28 protein-coding genes and 4 pseudogenes are annotated in these 25,273 nt (G+C 42.1%); 2 read left to right on the top strand and 30 right to left on the bottom strand.

All coding sequences use genetic code 11. From position 1 onward, the window contains the following. Positions 1 to 3: 3 nt before the first annotated feature. The 27 genes and pseudogenes from cpaB to H8S17_RS09685 form a co-directional block, all read right to left on the bottom strand. Positions 4 to 852: a Flp pilus assembly protein CpaB gene (gene cpaB, locus H8S17_RS09810; RefSeq protein ID WP_118413061.1), complete on the bottom strand. Its 849-nt coding sequence runs from the start codon at positions 850 to 852 to the stop codon at positions 4 to 6. Positions 853 to 967: 115 nt separating this feature from the next. Continuing rightward, on the bottom strand, positions 968 to 1,387 hold the full coding sequence (locus H8S17_RS09805) for a prepilin peptidase (protein WP_118413062.1): 420 nt from the start codon (positions 1,385 to 1,387) through the stop codon (positions 968 to 970). A 1-nt stretch (position 1,388) separates the two neighbouring features. Then, positions 1,389 to 1,805 (bottom strand): septation protein SpoVG family protein, encoded by a 417-nt coding sequence (locus H8S17_RS09800; protein WP_118413063.1) that lies wholly within the window; start codon positions 1,803 to 1,805, stop codon positions 1,389 to 1,391. 60 nt (positions 1,806 to 1,865) lie between these two features. Next, on the bottom strand, positions 1,866 to 2,096 hold the full coding sequence (locus H8S17_RS09795; RefSeq protein WP_007886404.1) for a DUF6133 family protein: 231 nt from the start codon (positions 2,094 to 2,096) through the stop codon (positions 1,866 to 1,868). 79 nt (positions 2,097 to 2,175) lie between these two features. Further along, positions 2,176 to 2,589: a SpoVG family protein gene (locus tag H8S17_RS09790; RefSeq protein WP_118265897.1), complete on the bottom strand. Its 414-nt coding sequence runs from the start codon at positions 2,587 to 2,589 to the stop codon at positions 2,176 to 2,178. A gap of 14 nt (positions 2,590 to 2,603) precedes the next feature. Then, complete coding sequence (locus H8S17_RS09785) at positions 2,604 to 3,131, bottom strand: YodL domain-containing protein (RefSeq protein WP_118413064.1); 528 nt, start codon at positions 3,129 to 3,131, stop codon at positions 2,604 to 2,606. Further along, positions 3,128 to 3,382 (bottom strand): hypothetical protein, encoded by a 255-nt coding sequence (locus H8S17_RS09780; RefSeq protein WP_118413065.1) that lies wholly within the window; start codon positions 3,380 to 3,382, stop codon positions 3,128 to 3,130. The genes H8S17_RS09785 and H8S17_RS09780 overlap by 4 nt, the downstream gene beginning before the upstream one ends. Next, positions 3,376 to 3,663: an AbrB/MazE/SpoVT family DNA-binding domain-containing protein gene (locus H8S17_RS09775; RefSeq protein WP_007886400.1), complete on the bottom strand. Its 288-nt coding sequence runs from the start codon at positions 3,661 to 3,663 to the stop codon at positions 3,376 to 3,378. The genes H8S17_RS09780 and H8S17_RS09775 overlap by 7 nt, the downstream gene beginning before the upstream one ends. Beyond that, a complete protein-coding gene (locus tag H8S17_RS09770) occupies positions 3,644 to 4,093 on the bottom strand; it encodes a hypothetical protein (protein ID WP_118265893.1) in 450 nt (149 codons plus the stop codon). Before H8S17_RS09770 ends, H8S17_RS09775 begins: the two co-directional genes overlap by 20 nt. Positions 4,094 to 4,115: 22 nt before the next feature. Beyond that, positions 4,116 to 5,090, bottom strand: coding sequence for a DNA adenine methylase (locus H8S17_RS09765; RefSeq protein WP_118413067.1), 975 nt, complete (start codon positions 5,088 to 5,090; stop codon positions 4,116 to 4,118). Between the two features lie 171 nt (positions 5,091 to 5,261). Further along, a pseudogene (locus tag H8S17_RS17265) lies at positions 5,262 to 5,354 on the bottom strand (DUF4314 domain-containing protein); the annotation flags it as partial. 297 nt (positions 5,355 to 5,651) lie between these two features. Further along, positions 5,652 to 5,849 (bottom strand): annotated as a pseudogene (locus H8S17_RS17260) (DUF4314 domain-containing protein); the annotation flags it as partial. Further along, positions 5,843 to 6,145, bottom strand: coding sequence for a hypothetical protein (locus tag H8S17_RS09755; protein WP_015522554.1), 303 nt, complete (start codon positions 6,143 to 6,145; stop codon positions 5,843 to 5,845). The gene H8S17_RS09755 and the pseudogene H8S17_RS17260, both read right to left, overlap by 7 nt. 75 nt (positions 6,146 to 6,220) lie before the next feature. Beyond that, positions 6,221 to 7,873 carry a hypothetical protein gene (locus tag H8S17_RS09750; RefSeq protein WP_186867177.1) on the bottom strand — a complete coding sequence of 551 codons (1,653 nt, stop codon included), beginning with the start codon at positions 7,871 to 7,873 and terminating at the stop codon, positions 6,221 to 6,223. Continuing rightward, a complete protein-coding gene (locus H8S17_RS09745; RefSeq protein ID WP_243238040.1) occupies positions 7,863 to 8,471 on the bottom strand; it encodes a hypothetical protein in 609 nt (202 codons plus the stop codon). Before H8S17_RS09745 ends, H8S17_RS09750 begins: the two co-directional genes overlap by 11 nt. A 69-nt stretch (positions 8,472 to 8,540) precedes the next feature. Beyond that, positions 8,541 to 9,275, bottom strand: coding sequence for a hypothetical protein (locus H8S17_RS09740; protein WP_243238039.1), 735 nt, complete (start codon positions 9,273 to 9,275; stop codon positions 8,541 to 8,543). Positions 9,276 to 9,446: 171 nt separating this feature from the next. Further along, positions 9,447 to 10,883 (bottom strand): 23S rRNA (uracil(1939)-C(5))-methyltransferase RlmD, encoded by a 1,437-nt coding sequence (gene rlmD, locus H8S17_RS09735; RefSeq protein ID WP_186867175.1) that lies wholly within the window; start codon positions 10,881 to 10,883, stop codon positions 9,447 to 9,449. A gap of 8 nt (positions 10,884 to 10,891) precedes the next feature. Next, on the bottom strand, positions 10,892 to 11,839 hold the full coding sequence (locus H8S17_RS09730) for a 3'-5' exoribonuclease YhaM family protein (RefSeq protein ID WP_186867174.1): 948 nt from the start codon (positions 11,837 to 11,839) through the stop codon (positions 10,892 to 10,894). An 88-nt stretch (positions 11,840 to 11,927) separates the two neighbouring features. Then, positions 11,928 to 13,232, bottom strand: a complete 1,305-nt coding sequence (locus H8S17_RS09725; protein ID WP_186867173.1) for a S1C family serine protease — start codon at positions 13,230 to 13,232, stop codon at positions 11,928 to 11,930. A gap of 117 nt (positions 13,233 to 13,349) precedes the next feature. Further along, positions 13,350 to 13,730: a DUF1284 domain-containing protein gene (locus H8S17_RS09720; RefSeq protein WP_186867172.1), complete on the bottom strand. Its 381-nt coding sequence runs from the start codon at positions 13,728 to 13,730 to the stop codon at positions 13,350 to 13,352. A gap of 2 nt (positions 13,731 to 13,732) precedes the next feature. Next, positions 13,733 to 14,299 (bottom strand): biotin transporter BioY, encoded by a 567-nt coding sequence (locus H8S17_RS09715; RefSeq protein ID WP_186867171.1) that lies wholly within the window; start codon positions 14,297 to 14,299, stop codon positions 13,733 to 13,735. 413 nt (positions 14,300 to 14,712) lie between these two features. Continuing rightward, positions 14,713 to 15,990, bottom strand: a complete 1,278-nt coding sequence (locus tag H8S17_RS09710; protein ID WP_186867170.1) for a TIGR02679 domain-containing protein — start codon at positions 15,988 to 15,990, stop codon at positions 14,713 to 14,715. Continuing rightward, positions 15,956 to 16,873: a TIGR02678 family protein gene (locus tag H8S17_RS09705; protein WP_186867169.1), complete on the bottom strand. Its 918-nt coding sequence runs from the start codon at positions 16,871 to 16,873 to the stop codon at positions 15,956 to 15,958. Before H8S17_RS09705 ends, H8S17_RS09710 begins: the two co-directional genes overlap by 35 nt. Further along, a pseudogene (locus H8S17_RS09700) lies at positions 16,870 to 18,357 on the bottom strand (TIGR02677 family protein). Before H8S17_RS09700 ends, H8S17_RS09705 begins: the two are co-directional and overlap by 4 nt. A 364-nt stretch (positions 18,358 to 18,721) precedes the next feature. Then, a complete protein-coding gene (locus tag H8S17_RS09695) occupies positions 18,722 to 19,834 on the bottom strand; it encodes a zinc ribbon domain-containing protein (RefSeq protein ID WP_186867168.1) in 1,113 nt (370 codons plus the stop codon). A gap of 53 nt (positions 19,835 to 19,887) precedes the next feature. Then, complete coding sequence (locus H8S17_RS17255; RefSeq protein WP_186867193.1) at positions 19,888 to 19,953, bottom strand: hypothetical protein; 66 nt, start codon at positions 19,951 to 19,953, stop codon at positions 19,888 to 19,890. Further along, positions 19,946 to 20,143: a hypothetical protein gene (locus H8S17_RS09685; protein ID WP_186867167.1), complete on the bottom strand. Its 198-nt coding sequence runs from the start codon at positions 20,141 to 20,143 to the stop codon at positions 19,946 to 19,948. The genes H8S17_RS17255 and H8S17_RS09685 overlap by 8 nt, the downstream gene beginning before the upstream one ends. Before the next feature lie 146 nt (positions 20,144 to 20,289). On the opposite strand from H8S17_RS09685, the gene H8S17_RS09680 reads away from it, so the two are divergent. Continuing rightward, positions 20,290 to 20,556 (top strand): helix-turn-helix transcriptional regulator, encoded by a 267-nt coding sequence (locus tag H8S17_RS09680; protein ID WP_178051776.1) that lies wholly within the window; start codon positions 20,290 to 20,292, stop codon positions 20,554 to 20,556. A gap of 53 nt (positions 20,557 to 20,609) precedes the next feature. Here H8S17_RS09680 and H8S17_RS09675 read toward each other — a convergent pair whose 3' ends face one another. Next, the gene (locus H8S17_RS09675) at positions 20,610 to 21,197 is read right to left on the bottom strand and encodes a hypothetical protein (RefSeq protein WP_186867166.1); all 588 of its coding nucleotides are present in this window, start codon (positions 21,195 to 21,197) and stop codon (positions 20,610 to 20,612) included. Continuing rightward, complete coding sequence (locus tag H8S17_RS09670; protein ID WP_186867165.1) at positions 21,178 to 21,591, bottom strand: MerR family transcriptional regulator; 414 nt, start codon at positions 21,589 to 21,591, stop codon at positions 21,178 to 21,180. The genes H8S17_RS09675 and H8S17_RS09670 overlap by 20 nt, the downstream gene beginning before the upstream one ends. 195 nt (positions 21,592 to 21,786) lie before the next feature. Between H8S17_RS09670 and H8S17_RS17115 the strand changes: the two are divergent. Then, positions 21,787 to 22,759, top strand: a pseudogene (locus H8S17_RS17115) (IS1634 family transposase); the annotation flags it as partial. Between the two features lie 266 nt (positions 22,760 to 23,025). Here H8S17_RS17115 and H8S17_RS09660 read toward each other — a convergent pair. Continuing rightward, positions 23,026 to 25,188, bottom strand: coding sequence for a leucine-rich repeat protein (locus H8S17_RS09660; RefSeq protein WP_186867164.1), 2,163 nt, complete (start codon positions 25,186 to 25,188; stop codon positions 23,026 to 23,028). Positions 25,189 to 25,273 lie beyond the last annotated feature (85 nt).

Raw genomic sequence — 25,273 nt, 5'->3', positions numbered from 1 at the left:
ACACTATTCCTCCATATCCGTATCATTTTTCTCGTCTGCCGAGGTTTCTTCTGCCGTCACTGCATCCGCTTCCCCTCCTGTCCTCGGCACCTCATTTTTTACAACAGATACCTCTTCTTCCTCTGTGGTTTCTTCCAGAAGCTCCTCCAGCACCAGATCCTGTGCTTCAATGAACTGTGCAGCTTTCTGGCTGTCTCCCCTGTATACCAGTGACAGATGGATTTCTCCCTCTGCTTCCAGCCTTGCCAGCAGTCTGCTCTGCTCCGGTCTGACTAACACCGTGACGGTGGACGGAAGCTCCTTCTCCTCTTCCTGCTCCTGTGTATTAGCATCATAGCCGGACTTTGCCGTCACTGCGATGACCTCCACATATTTTAATTCTGCCGGGATCACTGTCTCCCCACTGCCCAGGTAATCCGGTGCGATGACCGACACAATATCCCCGCTCTTTAATTTGCCGGAGAGTCCTTCCGCAAAAGAACTGATGGTGATGGAGATTGCCTGTTTCTCCCCGTTTAAGTTGTAAAGGTATTTATTTTCTGCAGCCGGCTCGTCTGCTACTTTTTCTGCTACGATATAATCCCCTGCATAAACATCCGCGGTCAGATATTTTCCTTCCGCCTCCGTGATGCTCCTTAACACATTTTCGGGCAGGTTGTAACCTCCCACCTCGACTTCCTGCAGCATTCCTTTTTTGATCTCTTCGCCTGCCTTAACGTCCTTTACAAAACGCACGATTGTGGTCTTTTGGGACAGTCCGGCATTGACAAGCGGTGTCACTGCAAAACAGATGAGCAGGGACACTGCAATGCAGAGTACCCCAAGAACAGTACGGTTTTTTAACAGTTTCATGATTCTCTTCTCCTCCTATCTCGATGTCTCCGTATATTTTTTCTTTCTTGCTGCCATGACAGTTCCTGCAAGCAGTGCCACAATCCCTGCCAGTAATAATTTCTTTTTCAATTCTTTAACCTCCTATCCAGATACCAATCAGCATTCCTGCAAAAAGAAACGGAACAAGCGGGTATGCCTGTTCCTTCTCCTCTTTTTGTTTCTTTCTGTTCTTTTTTCTGCCCATGTTCCCTGCCGCATGCCACAGCACCAGCAGGCACAATGCAAGAAACAGTCCCGTAAGCGCTTGGCTCGCTCCAAGAACCAGGCCGCATGCCCCCATGAGTTTCACATCCCCTCCGCCGATTCCTCCTATGGTAATCCCTGCGAGGAGCAGCGGCAGTCCTGCAAGAACTCCCAAAAGATTGGGCTGTCCCGGTGGCAGCATGCTGGTAAGTGCCACCAGAACGACCAGCCAGTCCGGGATGGTCCTTGTCCTCATATCCATGACCGCCGCCAAAGACAGGGCAGAAAAAAAGAAAGCCAGCCTGATCATGCTACATTCCCATGTTCATGCCACTTTCTTCCTGTTCCAGCTCCTCTGCCTCCTCCGGTTCCTCATCCAGATCCGTCTGCTGGTGCATAAAAGTTTCATATGCTTTCTGTACCGTCTGGTCAAATCTTTCCTTGATTCCCCTGTCGGCAAAGAACACCGTATCCTTGTACTGTTCATTTGCTCCTGCCTTTGTTTTCGGCATGGCAACCGTCAGCCCGTAGTCATCTTCCTTGATTCTGACATTTCGGATCGTCATGAAATCCCCGATTTTTACATCGGCAAGGGCAAGGACACCCTTTTCCGGCTGTGTTTTTGTGATGGCAGCCTCCATCTGCATGTCTGCCCCTGTATTTGCCTGCACTGCGGCATTTTCCTGTACTGCTTCCTGCTGTGTCTGTGTGTTTGCTCTTCTAGGCATCTGTTTTCCTCCATATCATTCTGTTATTTTTCCTGTTTCCCTGTCTTGGACCGGTGTTCCTTATCCTGCATAGTTGAACATGTCCTGAATCCTCTGGGTAAGGGTAGGCATCACCACATCCCCGAAGAGTGCATAAAGACCTGCCAGGAGCAGTGCGCCGAGAACGACTGCGATCAGGATTTTGACCGCCGTATCCACATAGTTCTCGCCCTTGGTATCCTTCATTAACATCCCTGCTCTCACGGCAACTGCCTTTACATTCTGTGCTGCTTTTTTCATCATATTTCTCATATTTTTTTCCTCCAATTTTTCTCATGATCTGCCGGACCGTTTCTGTGCGGTCTGCTCTATGTTCTCTGGTTTTATCCTGTTACATTCCTGCCATCTCCATCGGCTGTCCTTCCGGTGCCTGCATCCCATGATGCTTTGCTACCGTATCCTGCCCCTGCGAAATTGCCTGCTCATAAGCTCCGATGACTGCTTCATGGAGCTGTTTTCTGCATTCCTGCGTGATAGGAAAACAGATGTCCTTGTACTCATTCCCAGCCTTATAGCTTGGCATGGAAACAAACAGTCCATTGCTTCCCTCAATGATCTTGACACCCCGGATTGCAAATGCCCCGTTGATGTTTACGGATGCCGTTCCCTTGATGCTGTCCCCCGGACGGATGGACTGGATGCGCACATCAAACTGGAGCGGGGTGTTTTCTTTGTTCCCTGCTCCGGATGGCGCGTGCTGTTCTGTGGTTTCTGCCCGGCTCTGGGCAGTTTTTGCCTTTGGCATAATGATCCTCCTTGTTAAAATCTGATTTCCTCATACCCGGATGGTTCGATGTAGAAAAAGCGGCTGTTTTCCCCATCCGCAAACTCGATCACATCCGAAATGGACAATGCATGTCCCTGAAACCCTTCCGGTACTCTTCGTCCGTATTTTTCCCAGACTTCCTCCAGACTATAGTTTTCTATCTCCCCCTCATAGACTCTGACATATTCCTCCCTGCGCGGTCTGTCATACCCTCTCTTTTTTCTCTCTGCCAGACTGATAAACCGCATCATGATCGGACTGTCCTGTCCCAGTTGATAGATTCTAAGCCTCCTCCCTTCCCCGATGCTGGTCTCCGCTGTCTCTTTGACACCACCTCCCTCCGACAGCCGGTCATACACACCCTCACGGAATACGTGTTCCAAAAACCCCAGTTCTTTCACAAACGAAACCAGCTCCTCTTTCTGGAACATGCAGTCGATGACTGCTTTCCCATCTCCCAGATAGCCAGCCGGATTCCCATAAAAAAATACGATCCCGTTCTGAACATAAATTCTTTTCATACGCTTTCCCCACCCATGCTGCGCAGGTAAGGGATCAACTGCCTGTCTAAGAATGCCTTGTCTCCGCAGAATACAAACATCTTGGAGAGTCCGATCAAAAACGGTTCGCCCTCCATGGTGTGCAGGGTGATGATGCTTCCCTCACTGCAGTGCCGGATAAATTCTGCAATGGAGCAGAGATTCCCGTCCACCAGCGTCTGGCTGACCTGATCGTCCCTGATTTCAAATGCCCTGTACTTATTTCTTAACAATCCGTACCTCCCTCCTGCTGTGCGAATTTCAGAATCCTTGCCGCAAGTGCCACCTGTTTTGCCGGACTCATATGTTTTACCGCCGCATTTACATACGCTTCCACTGCCTGCGGGTCCTGACTCCCCATCTCCACGATATCTACTTTGGATACCATGATCTTTCCACTGCTCACGGACAGCTTTACGATATCCCCGCTCTCAAGCTCTGCCATCTGGCGGAATTCTTTCGGGATCAGGATGCGTCCTTTTTCGTCTAACAGCTTATACACCGGTTTTTTCATCCGTTCCCTCCTCTGTGGTCCGCAAGATGATGTTTACCTTATCCTCCGTGATGCCAAGCTCCCTGCAGATGGCAAGCAGTTCCTCCGGCACTTTCGTCCCCTGCACAAGTTCTGACGGCAGAATGATAATGCGTCCTTCCTGACACACAATATCAAGGTCTGCGTCCATCGGGATTCCGGCATCCCTTAATAATTCTTCCGGTATCTGGAACGCAATGTTTTCCTCCTTTGCCAGTTCCTCTGCCACATCCTGTCCTGCCCTTGCAAGCAGGAACTCCTTTGCCGTGTTCTTAAGTTCCCCGTCCTCTGCCATATACACAAGTTTCACGGTGTCACCTGTACAGATACCAGCCTGCTCTAACACCACTGCGGGAATCTCAATACATCCGTTTTCCGTCATCTTTCCTTCCATTTCTACTAACTGAAGCATGTTTTCCTCCTTCTTTCCTTTTTTATGTGTCCTGTGGCTCTTCCTCTGTCTCCTTTCCCTTCCACCGGACCGTTTTCTGTTCCCCGTACAGTTCAAACAGATTCATCTGCATCGGCATGCTTTTTTTTCTTTCCTCCATGTCATAGTTGGCAATCAGCACTTCCGGGAACTCACTTCCGTTGTCATACCTCTGTGCAAGGTTGTTGATTCTTGTCACCGCTTCAATCTGGAAGTCCTGATACAGCTCACGGATATAGGCACAGTCGTTATAGGAAACCATGAATTTTCCCTGTATGCCTTTTAAGGTATCCCTGAGCCTCACATGATCTTCCTTGCGGAACACCACCTCATAGTGTCCTTCGGTTTCAAAATACGGCGGATCGCAATAAAAAAAGGCATTCGGTCTGTCATATTGACGGATGAGTGCCTCAAAATCCTTATTCTCGATCACGGTATCCTTCAGCCTGCGGTTTGCCTCCCAGATGATGGTAAAGGTTTTGCGTATGTCAAAAGGCTGGCAGCCATAAGAGGTGCATCCGCTTCCATAGCTGTAACGGATAATCTTATAGAATGCCGCCGCCCTCTTCACATCCCCTACTGCGGCACGCTCCATGAGGATGTCACGGATTTCTGCCGCCTCCGGTTCTTTTAAGAAGTGCGTTGCAATCTCTAATTCTTCTGCAAGATGTTCACTCTTAAATTCTTCCATGGTCAGAAATTTCCGCAGCGTTGTAAATTCATCTCTGGAGTTGAGCGGCAGGAAGGACAATTCCCGAAGCAGTGCCATTGGTCTTTCCTTGACACAATAAAAGAGGTTTGCAAGATTTGAATTAAAATCATTGTAAACCTCCATGCATTTATCCGGCGGTTTCCCGAATAAAACCCAGCCGCCACCGCCAAATACTTCTATGTAGCGGTCATAGTTTTTCGGCATGCGCAAATAGATCAGATCGCGCAGTGCCTTCTTGCCGCCAACCCAGCTTATGATGCTGTTCAAATTTTTTTCCTCCTATTTTTGTTCATTCATATGGAAAGCCTCCCCTTCCACCAGCAGTTCGTCCACCATCCTGAGGATGTCTGCCACCTCTTCCGGCATCTGTGTAAAATCCACATGATGGTCCCTTTCCACAAGCGGCGTGTACCAGTAGTCGTATGGGATATAATACTCTGCCAGTGCCTGTTTCTGTTTTTCACTCAAAGAGCTGCTTCCCTGCTCCAGCAAGCCGCCCGGCGTCATGAAAATCGTTCCGAAGTGTTCCCCGGAAGACTCCAGATCAAGCGTGACAAGTGCCAGTGTGCGTATGCCGGAATCTCTTCCGCAGACCACTGCTGGCATCATCACCATCCCATACGCTTCATCCACATATCCTTCCCCGTACACGGTTTCAAATGCCTGATGCATGGCAAGCAGCTTTTCGGCAGCATAGGCGGTGTCCCCTCCATTGCATGACACATTCAGCCGATAGAAATCTGTTTCTTTTAATATCTCATTTACTTTCCCTAAAAACTCCCTGCATTTCTTTTCAGCTATGGTTTCCTTCTGCGGAACAACAGTAAAATCATCCTCTTCCACATTCAGAGCCAGCGTGCTTCCATTTTCCCATTCCACATGGATTTGTCCGATATCATCCACGCCGGTTACTTTTCCCTCCATGCCGGACGGCATCTGGTGTTCTCCCTCCATCTGCCCCAGCCTGACCACGGTACCCGCAGGATATCTTTCCTTCAGTCGTTCTATCTGTTCCCTTCTTAACATTCCTCACCTTCCTCGATTTCTTTTACCAGTTTTCTGATCCGTATCCCATCCTTTATTCCCTGTATATAAAGCTGTTCCTGTTTTATCTGGCTGATATCTAACATGCATCCAAAAAGTTCTGTCACCATCCTGTACGCTTGTGGGTTTGACAGCTCCAGTTCTTTTCTTAAGTCTGCCAGGAACTTTTTTTCCTTCTTTGAAAGTTCCCTTGCCTCTTCCTGATCCATGATCTGTTGGCGGTATGATTCGATAAGCTCCCCAAAAAACTGCACCATGACTGTATCATCCAATTTCATCTGTTTGCCTCCTTGGTTTCTTTGGGACACACAATACTACATACACCAGCACATATCCAGCAGAATATTATTTTTTTACAGAGTCTGAGTCATGCCATGATTCCAGACTCTGTCCAGTTCCTCCTCCGTCATGATGCCCCAGTATCTTTTATCTGCACAAAAACTGACATACAGTTCTCCCTCCCTCGTATAGATTGGTCTTTGTTCAAAGCCTTCTCCCCAGCCGTCACTCATCTGTCCGTCCCAGAAATTTTTCAGTTCATAGATTTCACTCTGCGTCAGAGGCTGGCAGATACTGCATTCCAGAACTCCGAACAGTTCTCCCCGGATGTTCTGCACTCTCGGAAATGCACTGATCACTTTTGCAGCCACCTGTCTGTTCCCGTCAAAATAATGCATGAGTCCCCTCGGCTCTTCTTCCACATGCCTTTCTTTGAGGATGGCTTTCTGGATTTGTTCCTCATAATCTGCCAGTTCACTCCGGTACAGCGTTTCCTGCTCCTCTCCATCCTGATACATCATCCCTGCCAGCGAACTGTAAAGGCAGAACGTTTCACAGGGTATCCCGTTTTTTTCAAGCAGATCGGCAAATTCCCCCTGATATTCCTGATACTCATGGATCGCCCTCTGCGTGCCAACAAAGCCCTCTGGAATAAATCCGCTGTCTGCCATCGTTGCCTGTCTTTTATCACGGGCAACCCCGGCATAATCAATATGCGGCAGGAGAAGTTCATCAACTTCAAACATCCCCGCTTCTTTAACCAGAAATTCCCCATACTCTTTATCCGTATGTATCTGCGGATGTATTTCAAATTCATCCAGATGCTTTGCGATGTAAGTGATATCAGTAAATTCACTTGTCCCCACGAATCCTGCCGCCATTGCAAGCCGGTCCATTTTTGCTTCATCAAAACAGCTGACGGTCTGGCACATCTCATTAAAAAGAGTCAGTTTCTGGACATCACCCTGCAGAGACATACACATATCTTCCGGGGAAGGAAGGATGCTTTCCGGCAGCCGGATATTTTCTATCCCGTTCACAATGCCTTCAGCAAATGCTGCGATGTTGAGTCTTTTCTTTACCTTATCCATGGCACTGATGTCCGTTGGAAGATAAAGGTATTCCTTATCCCCTGCCTCATTTTCAAGAGATAAAACCGCCACGGTTTCATCCGGTCTGTCGATGTATTCTGGAAAGGTTTTTCCGTTATAGACCTCCTCCATCTGGAATCCCTGATCTACCAGTATCCCATGTGGCAGGAACTTACATTTTCCTTCTGAAAAAATCTTCTGCGCATATGCGTTAAAATCCATTTTGCTCTTTTCTTCTTCTGAGATTGCAAGATGCCGGTCCAGATAAAGTCTCAGCCCGACACGGTTTCCATCCGTTAAGTCTGTGAGCAGGGACAGTCCCTGCAGGCTGTAAGTCAGGTTGATCAGTTGTTTCATTTCCCGGATGCCTGTTTCACTGCTGTAGACACCCACCACTCTTTTTTCGTATTCCGTCATTCCATCCAGCCTTCTGGCTAAGAAATTAAGTTCGTCCATGCTGACTGTCTGGCCTTTCAGGAACCCAAAATAGGACGGTTCATCCCACACCTCACTGATACAGCATACCGGTACAATATCTTCTATCCCGATACATTTCATGCAATACTGCATGTCCATGTCCGTTGCCGGCAGAGTTATATCTACAGTCTGTCCCCCATTTTTTGCTCTAATCTTCATTCCACACCTCCCGTTCTACGATGTCCACCCCATACCTTTCCATCACGAATGCATTGACGATGAGCCTTAAGATTTCATCCGGTATCAATTCCCTGTCGGTCAGCTCCGACAGCCGGATATGCTTTGTCCCCAGATACACATCCCTTGCCGCATGGAACAGGATATATTGTTCCAGCGCAACGCTGCCAAGCCGGATGCGGTCAAAATAAATCCCCGTATCCAGCACCTGCTTAGAAACTTTCTCCCACAGGTTTTCATCTGCAGACAGAAGAAATACTGCGGCGGCATAATTCGGAAGTCCGCACAGGTTCTTTTTCCGTCTGCCAAGCAGCAGGGAAGAAAAATCGTTTCTGTGCCTGCTGTCATAAAAAATCAGTTCCTTTTCTGCGTTTCCAAATACCTCCTGTATCCTTTTCTTTAAGTGTTCCATCTGCATCCGGCTGATGACACAGTCCACAATCTCCGAATAATTTCCCCTGCTTTTCCACTCTTCCATGTCAAACATCCACCCCTGCCCTCTGGGACGATATCCCGGCGGCTGGCGCATCTGCCGTTCTAATAACTGCAGTCTTGGACTGTTGCAAAAAAATCCCGACATCAAATCTGTCTCCTTTCTTTTTCCATAAAAAAAGACAGCACCCATTTCATTTCTAAAATAAGTACTGCCTTACATGTTCATCTGCATTCCCGCTTCCATCTCCCCTGCCTCTTCCCCGCCCTCCTGTACTTCCAGTTCCGGTATCATGTTTCTGTTTAAACTGATTTCCTCCTGCTTCATCTGTTCTGAAATTGCTGCAAGTGCAATGCTGTTCATCTTGTTCTGCAGGTAAGTTTCAAACTCCCCTTTCGCCTCTGTCACGGTTTTATCCATCTGTTCAGCAAACAGTTTCTGCAGATAGGGGATATTACTTTTTAACTCCTGCCGTACATTTTTCAATGTCGAGACGATATTTCTCCGGTCCTCCCTGCTCAGGACACGTTTCTCATCCAGAAGTTTTTCAATCTCCTCTGACCTCTTTTCCAGTTGCCGCACCAAGTCACGGGTTGCTTCATCCACTTCCCGGCGCATTACTTTCTGCCTGTCACTGTATGGGCATGGTTCAACGAATGTCCCATTCACTTTTGTAATGGTAACCGGTATCCCCTCTCCAATGTTAAGTGATGTGATTGCTTCGGCAAACTGTGTATAGGACATCTCCACCTCAACGATCATGTCATTGATGTCTGTCCCTGCCAAAAACCAGTCCTCGTTGCCCTCCCTTTCCATCATGCCTTTTGAAATGGACAGGCGTATGACATTATTATGCATGATGGAACTTCCAAACAATGCCGTTCCTGAACCACCGATTGAGGACCTTGCAAACCGAATCATTCCGTAACTTGGGTGCTGCTTTTTCTCCATCCCTGTTTCTTTTCCTTTCTCTGAATTTTGTCCCAAAATACTTAAAAATCTCTTTTTTGCCTCTATGCATCTATAAAAACGTGGAAAAAAATAGGGCAAAAACTGGTCATTTTTTGCTCCAATTTTTGCCCTCAAACCACAACATCTTGTGGTCTAACATGCCTATTTTTCTTATTTTCCACAATACTGCATCAGAACTACCGACTCCACATGCACCGTCATCCCAAACTGATCCACCGCCCGCACTCTCTTCACTTCATACCCACCGGCACACAGCACCTTGAGATCTCTGGCTAAGGTCGCCGAATCACAGCTTACATACACGATCTTCTCCGGCTGCATCTTTAGCATCGTGGCAAGGCATTTTTCATCACAGCCTTTTCGTGGTGGATCAACAACGATCACATCCGGATGGCACATATCTGCATTTACATCGGATGCAGTCTTTTCTTTTTCATAGAAAGCCGGTAAGACTTCTTCGGCTTTTCCGACAAAAAATACCGTATTGGAAATATGATTTAATCTGGCATTTTTCCTGGCATCTTCAATCGCCTGTGGAATGATCTCGACTCCATATACCTGTTTTGCATGACGGGCAAGGAATAACGAAATGGTTCCTATCCCGCAATAGAGATCCCAGACGGTTTCCTTTCCTGTCAAACCTGCATACGCAAGTGCAAGTGAATACAATTTTTCTGTCTGCACCGGATTGACCTGATAAAAAGACTGTGGTGAGATCTGGTAACTGGTATGTTCTTCCAAACGGCTAAAATCCTCTGTATTACGAAGATACAAAGTATCTGTGATCGTCGGCTCTCCCCAGATGGTTGTGGTTTCATTTCCTAAGATCACATTTGTTTTTTCCTGATTGCGATTGATGGAAATGCTTTTCATTCCATTAATTGTACACAATTTTCCAACAAGAACATCTGCTGATGGCAGCTTTCTTCCATTGATGATAAGACAGACCATGATCTCTTTGGAATCAAAACCATAGCGGATCAGAATGTGACGTACAAGTCCTTTTCCTGTTTTTTCATCATACGCAGATGTATTTGTTTCTTTCATATATGTAAGTACATTCTGCAAAATTTTCTCATTAACTGCTGCTCCTAGTGCACAATTTGTATTTGCAATGATCGTATGGGTTCTTCCTGCATAAAATCCGGTGACAATTTCACCTTTTGCATTTACCCCTACCGGAAACTGTGCTTTGTTCCGGTAGGCAAATGGATAGTCCATGCCTACGATCGGTTCCATCAGCTGATCGATCTCTGATTCCTTAAAACCGCCCAAACGGATCAGATTTCCCCGTACTTTCCGCTGCTTAAATTCCAACTGGCTCTGATAGTCCATTTCCTGGATCTGGCAGCCGCCACAGGAACGGGCATAAATACAACGGGGCTCCACCCGATAGGGGGAAGCCTCCTTAATTTCCATCAAACGTGCATAGCCGTATGTCTTTTTTAATTTTATGATCTTAGCAAGGATCCGATCTCCAATAATGGCATCTTTTATAAAAAATGTCATTCCATCATATTTACCGATCCCTGCTCCTTCCGTACTAATATCTTCAATGACTAATTCTATAAAATCATTCTTCTGCATAACTACTCCTATTTACTTGTTTTGCGGATGTTTGATTCTAAAAGCCTATTATATCCTAACCATTCTGTATTGCCATCCGGTACATTTGCAAATGCTTCTTTTAATGTTTCCATTTTTGCATCTACATTATCTGCAAAATTAAGCGCAACTGCTTCGATCAATGCCGGCTTTTTCGGAGAACCATACTCTAATTCTCCATGATGTGCCAAAATGCAGTGCTTTAACTCATTTCCTAATTTTCTTGGAAAATCCGGAATCAGACGCATATGCTCTGACACCCACTCTGCTCCTATCATGATATGACCTAACAGCTGTCCCTCATCGGTATAATCATTTTCCGGAAACGCAGATAATTCTTCTAGTTTTCCGATATCGTGGAATATAGCCGCTGTCAGTAAAAGATCACGGTTTAAGATCGGGTACTGTTTTGAAAATGCATCGCAAAGTTTTGTAACGCCTAAGGTATGCTCTAACAATCCTCCTACAAATCCATGATGTACACTTTTTGCGGCTGAATGAAATTTGAACCGGCTGATAAATTCTTCATCTTCTAAGAAAAATCCTGCTAAAAGTTTTTGCAGATATGGATTGGTAATGCCGGAGATATATCCTTTTAATTCTTCATACATTTCATCGACATCACGACTGCTGACCGGAAGATAGTCTTTTGGATCATACTCACCTTCCTGTGCTTTGCGGACACGTTTCACATTTAATTGCAATGCTCCCTGAAAACTGGTAACATCGCCCATGACAAGGATGTACTCTAATGCATCAAAATCTTCGATTCCTGAAGAATCCGGTTCCCAGATCTTAGCATCCAGCGTTCCTGTTTTATCCTGTAAGATCACTGTTTCATATGGTTTGCCATTTTTCGTGACTGCTGATTGTTTATGTTTGCAAAGAAAAATCTCGCTGATGCGCTCTCCCTCACGAAATGTTTCAATATACTTCATTCTGCTGCTCCTTTTTCTGTCTTTACTGCATTTTTGACCGTATTTTTAGTTACAGTTCACAGCTGCGGACTGTAACTACTTTCCCCCGTTATTGAAGTTTTCCTACGGTTACGTTACAGGTTACACCAAGATAATCGTTCATTCCCTGCCGTTTTACTGCTACTTCGATCGTACTTCCCGGCTCTAAGGACAATAATTTGGACTGATATGCCTCTACGGAAGTAATCTCTTCTCCATCCATCCCGACAATAACATCACCATTCTGCAGACCTGTTTCCCATGCCGGTGAATCCATCATCACTTCTTTGATATAAACACCTTTTGGAATGTCATAGTCATTTGCGATCTTATCTGTTACTGTTACTACTTTTAATCCAAAATAAGGAATATCTTTTCCATTTGACAACATTTCTATGATCTGCTTTAACTCTGAAATCGAGATTGCTGTCAGTGTATTATCTGCCCCATCATTACTGTACCCCTGCATAACCAGTCCGACAACTTCTCCGTTCAGGTTCAAAAGTACTCCGCTGCTGCTGCTGCTTCCCACAATATCTGTCGTAAATACGGTATATGTAGCATCTGCCGTATGGATCACATTTCCGACAGAAGTAATATTTCCTGTACCGATCGAATAATTTGTACCTAATGGACTTCCAATCGCAATTGCAATATTTCCCTGTGCAACAGACAATGAACTTCCTAATACTGCATAAGAAATGCTATTTTTGGTGTTTTCTTCTAACTGTTTGAGATCTATTGCAAGAATTGCGATTCCGGTATTTCCGTCATATTTTTTTAAAGATGCCTGTACTGTCACATCATCAATAAAAGTTACGTTGATCGTCCCGGCATCTTTTACTACTTTATGCTCTGTTAAAATCAGCAGTTCGTTTCCATTATCACCTATAATGATCCCTGCTGCCCGGCCTTCACTTTCATATGCATTATTATACCAGTCTGTATCACTGACTACCCCTGTCACTGTGACAACTGAGCGGTTTGCTTCTTTTCCGATCGCATAGATTTTATTCTGGAGCATCTGATAATCCGATAATTCTAATTCCTGTTTTCTTACTGTATCGGATGCCTGTGGTGCCTCTGCCAAAACAGGTGCCTGTTCTGTTTCCTCTGCCGGTTCTTTCTTTTCCTCTGTTTCTACTTCTGTTGACCATTCATCCCCCGGGATCGTGATCGTTGAGTCTGCCTTCGGATGCAGCCAGTTCTCCATGACCGGGCGCAGGCACGTAAATACGAAGCAGGATACTACTCCGAATATCACTGCAAACCCCACCGTATACATTCCATGCTTAAACAAACGCTTTTTATTCACTGGCTTTTCTTTGATCTTTTCTTTGATAAATGCAAACTCTTTCTTTTCCTGTTCAGCCATACCGTTACTTCTCCTTAACCGTATTCTCTTAGGTTTGAATTTGTTGCCTATCCTTTATTATACTTGTAATAGAAGGGGTATGCAAGATATTTCTTCGTACGAAAAAACTGCACCACTTTAAAAGTGACACAGTTCATTCCACCTACAGTTTCCACAAATTTCTTCCCTGGTCCCTATAGATAATATACAATCATATACTTTCTTTGCAAACTCTGAATATGGCATGACTTCTCCAGGCTGTATATGACATCTTAAAAGCACTTCCCTGTCATATGCCGCAGCTTTTCCATCTGCAACGCAGCTCATATCTTTATTCGGACACTCCTTACAGATATCATCTTCATCTGCTAAAACCTTAATCATCGGATTTTCCTCTAAAGCATATTTCACATTACCCATATGCTTTGTAAAACCACTGCTATAACCATTTCCTTTAAAAAATGCAAGGCACATACCATGATGTGCCCTGATCCGATACTGATATTCTTGTTTATCCATGCTTAGTCAGCCTTTATAATGCCGGCTAATCTTTTACAGATCACCAGTGCTAATACAATCTTGATGATATCCGGTATGATAAATGGGAATACGCACCAGCCGAGTGCTGTTAAAAGCCCTACAGCTCCTGCCTGTTTTGCATATACTACCATGAACCATGCGGTTCCGAATGCGTAGCAGACTAATAATCCAAGTACCATGGAAAGTGCTAACACCCATGTTTTTTTACCTAATAACTGTTCCATTGCCCACATGATAAGGCCGGAAAATAAAAATCCGATGATATATCCTCCTGTGGTTCCGAGTACGATTCCGATCCCGCCTGTAAATCCTGCAAAAACAGGTACTCCGATCACACCTAATAACAGATAGATCAAGATGGAAAGTGTTCCTCTTTTTCCACCTAATACTCCAACTGCTAAAAAGACTGCAAATGTCTGTAAAGTAAATGGTACTGTTGTTGGAATGGAGATCCATGAACAAATTGCAATCAGAACTGCAAAAATCGCAATATAGACCATATCCCGTGTTTTATTTCTTGTGATTTCCGGTGTTGCTGCTGTTGACATATCGTATGCCTCCCCTTTTCTTTTTTCATGTACTCTTAAAAGCTTCCAAACAAAGTATTTCAAAATTGATTTTTGATATACAACCTGGAAACGAAACCGTATATCGGAAATCCAGCCGATGAAATCTGTTTTCAGAAGATTACGGAGTACATCTCAGACTCATGATCGTCCGATAGAAAATATAGCATAGATACGCTTTGATTGTCAACCTCTTTTTTGATATGGTTGACAATTGTTCATTTTTCGTTACTGTTCTGTCGCAAGCTTGACACCGCGCTGTCAAGCTATGCACCATAGTGTTAATTATTGTGTAATTACAGCCCCTGCCTCGCAGAGGCATTTTAAATGGGCTGTAATCGTTGCTGGTCACACTGTCAGGTGTGGACAGTAACATTTTTCAAAAATTACGTATGTCAACGTTCTGCAATCAGTAATCTTTCCTGATATCCTGCCCGTTTTTCCCTGCGGATACATACAGCTACCGGAAGAAGTCTGTGATCCGTGATTTTTTCTAAACTTTTTAACCTTTTCCCGGAAATCTGTGTATCTGAACAACATTTCATATAATCCTCAGGATCCATGTGCCAGAATTCACACTCACCCTTGTAAAACATTGCTATCTTTTGGGCGATCAGAATACCTTCCGGATCAAAATCACCTCCATAATATACTTTTGCATTTGATTCTGCCAATAATTCCAAAACTTTCAATGCTGCCATTCTCGGCTGTCCATTGACACACATAACCGCAATGTCTTCTTGTCTGCATAACATGGCAAAAACGGAAGGATTTTCCACAACGTACATCACATTTCCGGGACAAATTACTTTTTTCCATTGCATGATCACTGACAATGGGATCTGCATCATCTCCCGATTTTCATAAAATCCCTGCACACCGGGATGTAATTTTCCATTTTGTAAAACTGCCTGTATACCATATACCATAACAGAGTTTGAAACATCATCCACCATAATTCCCGCACTCAGATAATAGTTTTTTCTTGTAAATGCCGGAAAGATCTGTTGATCAGGATGTAATTTTCCTCTTTTTTCTGCATAATACTGTACTACCTTATATAAAAGATCCCCATCTGCTTCTCCTCTGTCAAATGCATGTGGATTTCCGGTAAGCGCTGCAGCAAAAACAGCAAGGTAAAGATATTCCCCTTTTTTAACAGGCAGCGCCTGATAAATATCTGCTGCAAGATACAGCTGTCTTTTCCACTCTGCTAAGTCACTCGTCCGTTTTCCCCATATTATTTGTGTAAGATCTTCTAATACAGCTTCCATTTCTGTTTCTTCATAATCATTAAGAGCCTCTTGAAAAATTTTTCTTTTTGTATTTTCTTTTTCTTCCCTTACATCTTTTCTTGTCCTTATCTTCTCACCAAAATAGATTTCTAACAGCCGCAGCATATCTATCCCCTGAAAGCGGCTGTTATTTAATGCTTTTTCAAATTTTACAGCTGATATGGAAATACTTTTCTGCCCATGAAAATTCTGTCCAAAGAAACCTTCTAAGACCTCAACATCTTTTACCGGTATGTCCTTAAGTTTTAATGTCCCGGCAAATTTTCCAAATGAAATATATTTATTTTTAAAACCCTTTAAAATCTTTTCAAACACTGCATATTGCTTAAAATATGCTGCACATTCAGCTTCCATTTTCCCAGTTAAGTTTTCTTCCATGACTTTCAACCTCTGCCTCATTATCCAGCATCTGTTTTTTCTTTCCATTCCATATATAAGACATTACTGTTACAAATTTTGCATTCTGCGGACGGATCAACTGATAGATCGCCAGGGCATCTAAAGTGTCGCAAGCACTGCCTCTATGTATCTGCACACTACAGTCGAAATTTTTTTCAAGATCTTCAGCCAGTCGATGCCCATAATATTTCAAATAGGAAAAATCTTCTTCTGTTCCGGTATCATAAAACATCCCTGGTGCAAATACCAGTCGTTTATATACCCGGTGGCGTCTGGCGATCCCACGGTCTTCATTTATGTCAAACCAGTCACTTTCATGAAAATCCTCCGGTCTTGTATACTCCATGATATCTTTTGTAAAACTTCGCATAAAATATCTGGATGCACCTGTATTCTCATAAAGCACTTCCCCATAAGCATCATCCATAAACGCATCGTCACTTCCATCTGTGACTGCAACCATTCCCTGATCTACTGCATAACGAAGTACACGTATCAGCCTTCTGCGGTTGATATACATTGTCCAGTCTACGCCATTTGGCATATTTGCTGCAATATATTCTGTCAGCTGTGACAAAATAAACTGCTCCTGTGCATCCTTATCTTCAAGAAACATCAGCAGCATACATAAAAAAGCATATTCTTCGTTTGCACTAAATTCTCTGATTCCCATAAATGGTTCTGCTACGGCAGGTATTTTTTCCATCTTGATCAATAATGAATTTTCCGTGATCACACATCCCAATTTATCGGATGCGAATTTGCGGATCTCACCCAGTTCATCCCGAAGCTTATAATATAAGTCCTTATCTTCGGATTTTAAGATCCACCGACGGCTTAGCAAAATCTCTAATCCATTCACGCTTCTTCCTCCATAAATACAATTACCAGCTTCGGCATAGTAAATTTACCATCTTCACAGGTTACGGTACATGTCTGATCTGCCATACTCCGATCTAACGTATATTGCCGCCCATCATCTGTTCTTGCAGTATAATCTGCATCTTCAAAGGCATCAGACAGCCATTTTAAAAGAATTTCCCTTACTCTTGGCTCAATCACCGGAAGTTTTGAAAAATCTATCCGTCCATTTTCTTCAAGCTGTTTCATCTTCTGCATCTCTTCCTGATGTGCCTGCATCATCTGCTGCCTGGTCTGTATTTTTTCATTACTGCGGTCTTTAATGGTACTACGTGTCGTTTTTTCTTTATAATAGCGGATTCTTGGTTTTAATTTTATCTCTAATGGATCTTCTTCATAAACACCATAATTCATGCTATCGGTTTTACGCACCAGATTTCCCTGTAAATGATAAGGAGATTCTATTCCAAATACCATGGAAGACATCCGGTGTGCTTCTTTGATATCTTCACATTTCAAGAATATTTCTGCAACCTTGCGGTATTCTTCTCTCCGGTTTGCCCCTAACGCATTTTTTTCGCTTAATTGTGCGGCATATCTGGTAATACGGTGAATAATATCATTTGTCACATCAAATAATTTCCCAGCTTCATTCTCCTGTCCATTTTCAGGAACAAACCAGTGATAAATACTTTCATAACGTCCTTTTGTTTTTTCTTCAATCTGTTCCCTGGTAATTTCTACATCCATTCTGGGAATTGAAAATTCATATGTGATAATTTTGTCGAAAACTTCTGATAATGTATTTGAGGTAAGTAAACGAAGATATTCTTCAATTACACCTACATTCTTTTGCAGACCTTTGATAAAACTTCTTAAATATTCCACCAGACGATCCTTAAAGATCAGGAATTCTTTCGTCCGCATCATTTCTTCAGCCTTCACACTGTTTAAATCCCTGATGTAATCCTGATAATTTTGATTTAACCTTACAAAATCGTTATTCAGATCATTCCACCAGAGATATACACGTTCTGCATCCTGATTTGCCATATCACCGAATAAACTGATATTCTGCCGTATACGTTCCAGCAAAGTCGGTTCTAAAGATGCACCTTCTATCTGAAGGTTTTCAAGACGTAAGACTAATCTTTCAATCTCCACGCTATACTCGGACATCTGATAACGGAACTTTTTATTTTTGAATTCTTCAATAGATGATACCTTTCTTGTATCCTGTATAGTATTCAGATTTTTCCATTATGTCAGCATAGCGAGATCCTGCTGACACTGTTCGATTCGGTAATCTGCAAAATAGGAATTCTGTATCATCTCCTGATAAACATCCTCCTGATACATCCAATAATGCAATTTCTCATAATTATCAAAAAAAATGCGCATAATGCAACGATACCGGTCTACATTATCCGCATTTAAATATTTAGTCTCTGTTAAAGGCTTAATCAGTTTCTCTGTTATCTGCATCATCTTTCATCCGTTCTATCATGTATTATTTGTAACTATATGACACTTCATTATGCTATCTATCCTATGTCGACTGCATATTTTGGGATTGTACCCCTTTTTCATGAATACGTCAAATTCTGCCACTGTCATTCCAGCTTTGAAAGGTAAAAATAATTCGCACTAATAATACTAAAAAGCTAATTTCTTTGCGATAAGGTAAAAGAAAAACTTTATCGCAAAGGAAGAAACAACCACTTTTTATATATTTCTACTAATTTTTATAAAATCAAGTGTCCGTTTATCCAAATACGAACAAAAGCACCGGTACGCCGATGCTTTTGCAAAAAATATTCTATCATATATGGTTATTCGTAACCATTGATCATTCTGCCACTTCAAGAAGTTTCTTGCTAACTCGTGTCTGAACATCCAAATAATATGCTGTTTCCGCTGTATTCATTTCACCATCATCCCACGCTTCAAAATCTTCTACCACATCAGCATATTTACTCATATAACTTGCATAATCAGCCAATAGTCCTACATCCGATCCATCGGATTCTGCATATTTTTCCATGAACTCGCAATACTCATTCATAAATTCTTCGTAGCTGTCCATCGCCTTCTTAAACTCTGGACGCATACCATCTATCAATTCTGCACTGTCACTTGATTTTTCCGCAGATTCCGTCTGTTGCTCAGTTGCTGAAGAAGGTTCACTTTCCTGCTCTGTTGCAGGTGCATCCGCTTCAGTTTCATCTGGTTTTCTGATTTGAATAACCATTACATTATTTCCCTGATAAGATAACGAAAGTTTATTTCCAGCCTCATCTTTAGCATTATAGAACTTGTCACCTCTTTCATAATCAACAGAAAAGCCATTATTTGCACATTCATCAGCATACGCATTAAAATCATCTATGGAAGTTTCTCCAACATAGATATAGCATCCATTTTCTGTATCTGTAGAAACCTTGCCAACCGTAGACTTCGGCAACGGAAGTAAACCTGCAATTTCACTCTTAGGCCAATTTAGTGTTCCCATTTCAGTTGGAGCTTCAAGCTCAATATCCATAGATTCATTAAAATAACTTACTGATAATCCATATCCTTCCTCATCAAAAGCTTTGTAACTGTCTCCAGATTCTTCGCTTTCAATAGTATATCCCATTGCCTGAGATTCTTTTACATAATTTTTATATTCGCTTTTTGAAGTTTTTTCCACTTCAATACTCAAACGATCTGGCTCATTACTCCAAATCCTGCCAACATTTGACTTCGGTTTGGGAAGCCGATCACAAAGTTCCACTTCATTCCAATCAAATTTTTCTTTCTTGTTTCTGTTAATAGAACCAATCCCACCTAACACAAGTATCACAACAAGCAACACAAACCACCACCTCTTAAAAAATGGCTTTTTGTTCTTAGCTCCACATGACGGGCAAATCTTTGCATTTTTTGTTATTGGAGTATTGCAGTTTCTGCATAATACCATTTTCGGTTTCTTTGACATCTTTCCATCCTTCCTAAATTCCTTAGATTTTTATTTTAGTTTCCAATAATACGTTTCTTTTCTGCATCAAACTCTTCTTGCGTCAGTATTCCCTCATCCAATAAACCTTTTTAATTCCCTTAACTGTTCTATTTTGCCTTTCGCCTGATTATTTGGAGTTGATACATCTTGTACATTTTGAGCTATCGTGTTGCCAAACGCTAATCCGGCACCTAACCCAGCTACCCCTCCTTCCTGCTTTGCTGCATCTCTCATAGCCCTTGCAGTCTGATATTGCATAAATGATTCCATATCTCCTTGCTGTCTTTGTTCCTTTTCTGTCTGTTTAAAATCCGAATTTATTTTCCTGCAGCTACTTCTATAATATCATTCATTGCGTTCTCGTGCAATTATTTTCTTACAAATCACCATAAAATATTGCGTGGAGGTGCAATATAATGAAGAACCACGAGAGCGTTGACCGTATTATCCAAGTAAATGATATAAATATAGGCAACCACATTGCAAGGATGCGTAAATCCATGAATATAAAGCAAACGGACATGGTCGCAAGACTCCAGATCAACGGAATAGACATTTCTATTTACTCATATAACCGTATCGAAAAAGGCACGCAAAATCCTACCGTATCTTTCTTATTTGCCTGCTGTCATATTCTGGAATGTGACATGAATACAATATTTGATTTCAACGCAATTATGTAGCATTATGGCATAACCAAGACCATACGTTTCTTAGTTATGCCCTTTGTCACAATTCAGGAATAAATTATTTCTCTTTCCACAAAATTCAGCAAATCTTTGAGCTGCATAATCACAAAATGTACCTTCCGATGATTTATATACTTCCCTTTGTCAAATCTCTGTCTATCACACTCGCATATATGATAAACTTCATACATCCTATTTATAAAATCTTTATCTGCACCAAGTAACTTCTTGCGTTCACATATTTTTATGTTCATCAATAAATCGTCCATAGCATATCCTCTATTTTTATAGCGAAGCAATATTTTCATAGTTTCCCTCATAACACTATTTGCATCGTAAATTGCATAATGATATTGACCCTGCTGCATCTGCTGGTACGCTTCATCTAATAAATATCGTAATTTCTTAATATCCTCCGCATAATATTTTTTATCATTTATTTCCTTCTTTTTTGTAAATTGTTGTTTCTTTAAAATACAATTTGCATTCTCATTTGAAACCTCACCTTGTCTTGAATAGTTTCTATTACACCGATAGCAATTCTTTGATATCTGAGCCATAATACTTAAATTTATCACTGTTGTTATAACATCTACAAGTATCCTGACTGTACCTCTATAATCTGTATTCTTCATCAACACACCCTCTCCTAATTTCGGCAATCCTGCTTTTATATGTAACATCAGAGTTTTCATCCGGTATCTGAGGTAATCCTTTCGCTATGATTAGAGAAATAAATCTTTCCTGTCTCTCTAACTCTTTGATTTTTTCTTCAATTTGTTCAATATACGCTTTATAGAATCCTTTCTTCTCATTTTCTGACATCACTAGCAATTGTTTGATGTCTCCAAGTTTCAATCCCATTTCCTTATAGACCATAATCTCCCATAATTTTTCTAAAGTTTTTTCGTCATATAAACGATAGTTGTTCTCAGATCTTTCCACTTTAATCATCCCTTCATCATCATAAAATTGTAATGTACGCTTACTTACTCCAGCAATTTTACTTATCTCGCTTGTCCTCTTCACTACGGCCTTCCCTTTCCCCGTATCAAGAGCATAATCTATCACGCATACGTGATAGCAATACTCTTTTCGGAAACATTTACAGTTTGCTTCATAAAAGGCCATGTAAATTTTGCGAATGATTGCATTAAAAAAATCTTACCTCTCGCAGTAAGACCTTTCTCTTCTCTGTTTAGGATCTCCTAAATTGACCAAATCCCAATCATTCAGATGGGACTGTTCATGGATGGGGATGGGATTCCGCTTGCCTTTTCCCTTTTCCCGGGAAATGCAAATGAACAGACATCGCTAAAACCGCTGGAAAAAAAGTCCTTAGTGATTTCGGATGTCAGAAATTTATTTATTGCAGTGATGCCGGGTTGGGATCAGAATCCATCCGCGAATACAACCATCTGGGTGAACGTGCTTATATCGTAACCCAATCAATCAAAAAACTGAAAAAAGAGGAAAAAGAATGGGCTCTGGATCCACATGGCTTCAAACGTGTTTCCGATGATCTTCCGGTCGATATCACGAAATTACCAGAAGATGACAAAGGACTTTATTATAAGGACGAACCGTACACCACAAAAAAACTGTACCAGCGTTTAATCATTACTTATTCTCCTAAATATGCCCTTTATCAGAAGGCAGTCCGTGACAAACAGGTAGAGCGGGCACAAAGAAAGCTGTCACCAAGGATGGGGAAGCTGCAGATATAGAACAATACCCTGATGAGGCTAAGATTGAGGAAGAAGCACAGTATGATGATCTTTATGCAGTCTGTACAGATCTTTTGGATGATGATGTTAATGATATTTTAAAAGTAAGCGAAGGCAGATGGCAGATCGAAGAATGTTTTCGTATTATGAAAACTGATTTTTCTGCAAGACCAGTTTATTTACAGGATGAGAACAGGATAAAAGCTCATTTTCTGATCTGTTTTCTTTCATTAACAATTTACCGTTATCTTGAGAAAAAGTTAAATTTGCAATATACCTGTGAAGAATTATTGGACACTCTAAAGGCAATGAATTTTGCAGAAATACAGGAACAGGGATTCATCCCGCTGTATAAACGTGAAAAGATTACAGATGCCCTTCATGAAAGCTGTGGTTTTAGGACAGACTATCAATTTATAACAAAGAGCAAAATGAAAACCATACAGAAAAAAAGTAAAGGGAAGGAATAAATTACTATACTTCAAAACAACGGCAAAAATCGCTGAACCCCAGTAAAATCAAGGGATGCAGCGATCTTCTTTTCTTCTAACAACTGTCAAAGACAGGATTGTACCTCTCCAGTAATATCATACAAGTAAAGCTGGCATTCTGGCAGCTTTACTCATATATATCATTTTTCATTGTGATACGAATATTCTCCTGTTTTTCCTACACATGACAGTATCCGAAAATCACAGTGAATCCTTTCTGACGTCCTATCTTCAATCTTTAACATTTATTTTTTCTTCCACACCGTCTTAGAACTGAAACCTGCCTTTTTGAACAGCTTTCTGTATGCCTTATACTTACTCTTTGGCACTGTAACCTTTGCTTTTTTGTAGATCCCCTTAAATGCATTTTTACCGACTGATTTCAGTTTCCTGCTTTTGATCGTTACTGTTTTTAGCTTTTTGCAGTTATAGAATGCCTTGCTGCCGATTGATGTTACCTTGTAAGTCGTTCCTTTATACTTTACAGTTGCAGGAATCGTAACAGAACGGATGCTCTTTTTCGTCGGTCCTGTTACTTTTACTTCTTTGGCTGATGTAACGGTATATTTTATGTTCTTTGCCTGAAACGTCTTTATTGCTGTATCTGTTCCATTTCCCTGCTCCGGATCATTGGATGCTGTATTAGGATCACCTGTAGATGGTGTATGACTGCTTCCAGTATTATTTGATGGATTTTGGTTCTCGCCTGTTCCAGGTGTCGGATTGACTCCGGAAGGATTGCTCCTGCCATCAATGATATCAAAGTATGCATTCAATGTTTTCACTGTCCTTGCAAATGTTGTATTTAAACCATTGATACACATATATCCCTCTTGTTTACCAATAGCACAATTATCTCCATAATATACAACTTCATAATCTATACCTTCTGTCAAAATACGTTCATGATAACATACCACCGGCACAGGCTTTAACTGTTCTCCAAGATATGTCTGTGCCGGGATTGGATCAACTGTACAGTTCGTGATATAGTCAAATACTGAAACCTCTAATGTTTTTGATATCAGCTTTCCATTATCATTGACCGTTGCTGTCAAAGTCGTATATCCTGCTTCTAACCCGTTTATCTTTGCAGTCACTGTCCCATAAGCTTCTACTGTAGCAACTTCCGGGTTGGATGATGTCCATGTGACTTTGACATTGTTGGCATAACTGTATTCTGGTGTAATATCTGCATATACAACTGCTTCTTCTCCAGCCTTTACAGAAGGTCCACTTCTTCCCTTTACTTCAAATGTTTCCATCGGACTGTATACCGCCACATGCAGTATCAGTTCATGACCGCTTTCATCTGTTCCCTTTAAGACTGCATTTCCTCCCGCATAGGTGATGATCGTCCCTCCGGAAGTGACCTGACATACATACTTGTCTGGATTTTTCTCGTTTAAGATAGCTGGACAGGTATCGGCACTTACCAGACTCCATGTGACATTGTCTGTGGTATCATATGGCTCCTGCTGGTATAGCGACTGTAAATAAAAGTTATTGACCGGATCACCCGTATACCCTGTATCTGTATAGCTTGCCTGTACCCATGCCTCTGTTGTCCCATCGGAAAATGTCAGTGCTGTGGCAGGTGTAGGATTCATGACCTCTACTGCCATGGTATCGGTGCTGTCTTTGTATACACTTGTAGATGTCATTTTTTCCAGCAGCTTTGCTTTATATTCCTCTGTCTTTGTCAAATATCGTGTTCCGACAGGCATCTCCCAGCAGGCATTTTTTATGAAATTCAGCGCTGTGCTTGAAGTACCCTTAAGGATGATATCTATCGGCTGTTTACATTTTGCAAATGCACAGGTCCTGTAATATACCGCTGACGATGGTACAACGATCTTCTTTAAATCAGCACATCCAAAGAAAGCCCCATTTAATATGTCTGTTGTTCCTTCTGGAATAACATAGAGATCTCCCTGTTTTGCCGGTGGATAGGCAACTAACTGTTTTCCGTTAAAAAACACCCCATCTATCGTATGAAACCCTGCTTCTGTAGGATTTTCTATACTGATTTTCTCTAATGCATATGCCGTTTTGAATACCCCCTGTGATACAGTAACTATTGTTTTGGGAAGCGTAACCTCCCTGAGTGTTTCATTATTATAAAAAACAATGCTTCCCATACTGCATACCGTAATCCCATTAATCTTTGACGGCACAGCCAGGACTTCTTCATTGCCATTGTATTCATAGAGATCTATATATTTTTCTCCTTCATCTGTTTCAAGTATCTCATACTGCCACTGACCATCCTCACTCGTGAGACAGTCTTTCCCCACCACATCTATACTTTCCTGCACGTCTGCGATCTCCTGTGCCTGTACAGGTACTGATGTCATGATACCAAATATGATCAGCAGAACCGTTGTGATCTTCTTTCTTTTCTTCATATGCATCCCCCTCCGTAGTTTCTTCTTTTGTTTTATTATATCTATCACTTGGACAGAACACAAGTAAAGCAGCCAAAATGGCTGC

The sequence above is a fragment of the Roseburia zhanii genome, assembly GCF_014287635.1.
GTDB classification, from domain to species: Bacteria; Bacillota; Clostridia; order Lachnospirales; family Lachnospiraceae; genus Roseburia_B; species Roseburia_B zhanii.
Note: the sequence above shows the minus strand (reverse complement) of the source record. Positions and strands in the feature narration are given on the sequence as shown.

Bases quoted from the DNA above. Each gene is read 5' to 3' on its own strand.
- H8S17_RS09680 (WP_178051776.1), top strand. From the start codon at position 20,290: ATGAAGAACCACGAGAGCGTTGACCGTATTATCCAAGTAAATGATATA.
- H8S17_RS09745 (WP_243238040.1), bottom strand. From the start codon at position 8,471: ATGTCGGGATTTTTTTGCAACAGTCCAAGACTGCAGTTATTAGAACGG.
- H8S17_RS09685 (WP_186867167.1), bottom strand. From the start codon at position 20,143: ATGGAATCATTTATGCAATATCAGACTGCAAGGGCTATGAGAGATGCA.
- H8S17_RS09720 (WP_186867172.1), bottom strand. From the start codon at position 13,730: ATGGATAAACAAGAATATCAGTATCGGATCAGGGCACATCATGGTATG.
- H8S17_RS09660 (WP_186867164.1), bottom strand. From the start codon at position 25,188: ATGAAGAAAAGAAAGAAGATCACAACGGTTCTGCTGATCATATTTGGT.
- H8S17_RS09725 (WP_186867173.1), bottom strand. From the start codon at position 13,232: ATGGCTGAACAGGAAAAGAAAGAGTTTGCATTTATCAAAGAAAAGATC.
- H8S17_RS09740 (WP_243238039.1), bottom strand. From the start codon at position 9,275: ATGGAGAAAAAGCAGCACCCAAGTTACGGAATGATTCGGTTTGCAAGG.
- H8S17_RS09800 (WP_118413063.1), bottom strand. From the start codon at position 1,805: ATGCCTAGAAGAGCAAACACACAGACACAGCAGGAAGCAGTACAGGAA.
- H8S17_RS09695 (WP_186867168.1), bottom strand. From the start codon at position 19,834: ATGGTATTATGCAGAAACTGCAATACTCCAATAACAAAAAATGCAAAG.
- H8S17_RS09715 (WP_186867171.1), bottom strand. From the start codon at position 14,299: ATGTCAACAGCAGCAACACCGGAAATCACAAGAAATAAAACACGGGAT.
- H8S17_RS09785 (WP_118413064.1), bottom strand. From the start codon at position 3,131: ATGAAAAGAATTTATGTTCAGAACGGGATCGTATTTTTTTATGGGAAT.
- H8S17_RS09750 (WP_186867177.1), bottom strand. From the start codon at position 7,873: ATGAAGATTAGAGCAAAAAATGGGGGACAGACTGTAGATATAACTCTG.
- H8S17_RS09755 (WP_015522554.1), bottom strand. From the start codon at position 6,145: ATGAAATTGGATGATACAGTCATGGTGCAGTTTTTTGGGGAGCTTATC.
- cpaB (WP_118413061.1), bottom strand. From the start codon at position 852: ATGAAACTGTTAAAAAACCGTACTGTTCTTGGGGTACTCTGCATTGCA.
- H8S17_RS09770 (WP_118265893.1), bottom strand. From the start codon at position 4,093: ATGCTTCAGTTAGTAGAAATGGAAGGAAAGATGACGGAAAACGGATGT.
- H8S17_RS09710 (WP_186867170.1), bottom strand. From the start codon at position 15,990: ATGGAAGAAAACTTAACTGGGAAAATGGAAGCTGAATGTGCAGCATAT.
- H8S17_RS09795 (WP_007886404.1), bottom strand. From the start codon at position 2,096: ATGAGAAATATGATGAAAAAAGCAGCACAGAATGTAAAGGCAGTTGCC.
- H8S17_RS09805 (WP_118413062.1), bottom strand. From the start codon at position 1,387: ATGATCAGGCTGGCTTTCTTTTTTTCTGCCCTGTCTTTGGCGGCGGTC.
- H8S17_RS09675 (WP_186867166.1), bottom strand. From the start codon at position 21,197: ATGAAGAATACAGATTATAGAGGTACAGTCAGGATACTTGTAGATGTT.
- H8S17_RS09775 (WP_007886400.1), bottom strand. From the start codon at position 3,663: ATGAAAAAACCGGTGTATAAGCTGTTAGACGAAAAAGGACGCATCCTG.
- H8S17_RS09730 (WP_186867174.1), bottom strand. From the start codon at position 11,839: ATGAAGTATATTGAAACATTTCGTGAGGGAGAGCGCATCAGCGAGATT.
- rlmD (WP_186867175.1), bottom strand. From the start codon at position 10,883: ATGCAGAAGAATGATTTTATAGAATTAGTCATTGAAGATATTAGTACG.
- H8S17_RS09790 (WP_118265897.1), bottom strand. From the start codon at position 2,589: ATGCCAAAGGCAAAAACTGCCCAGAGCCGGGCAGAAACCACAGAACAG.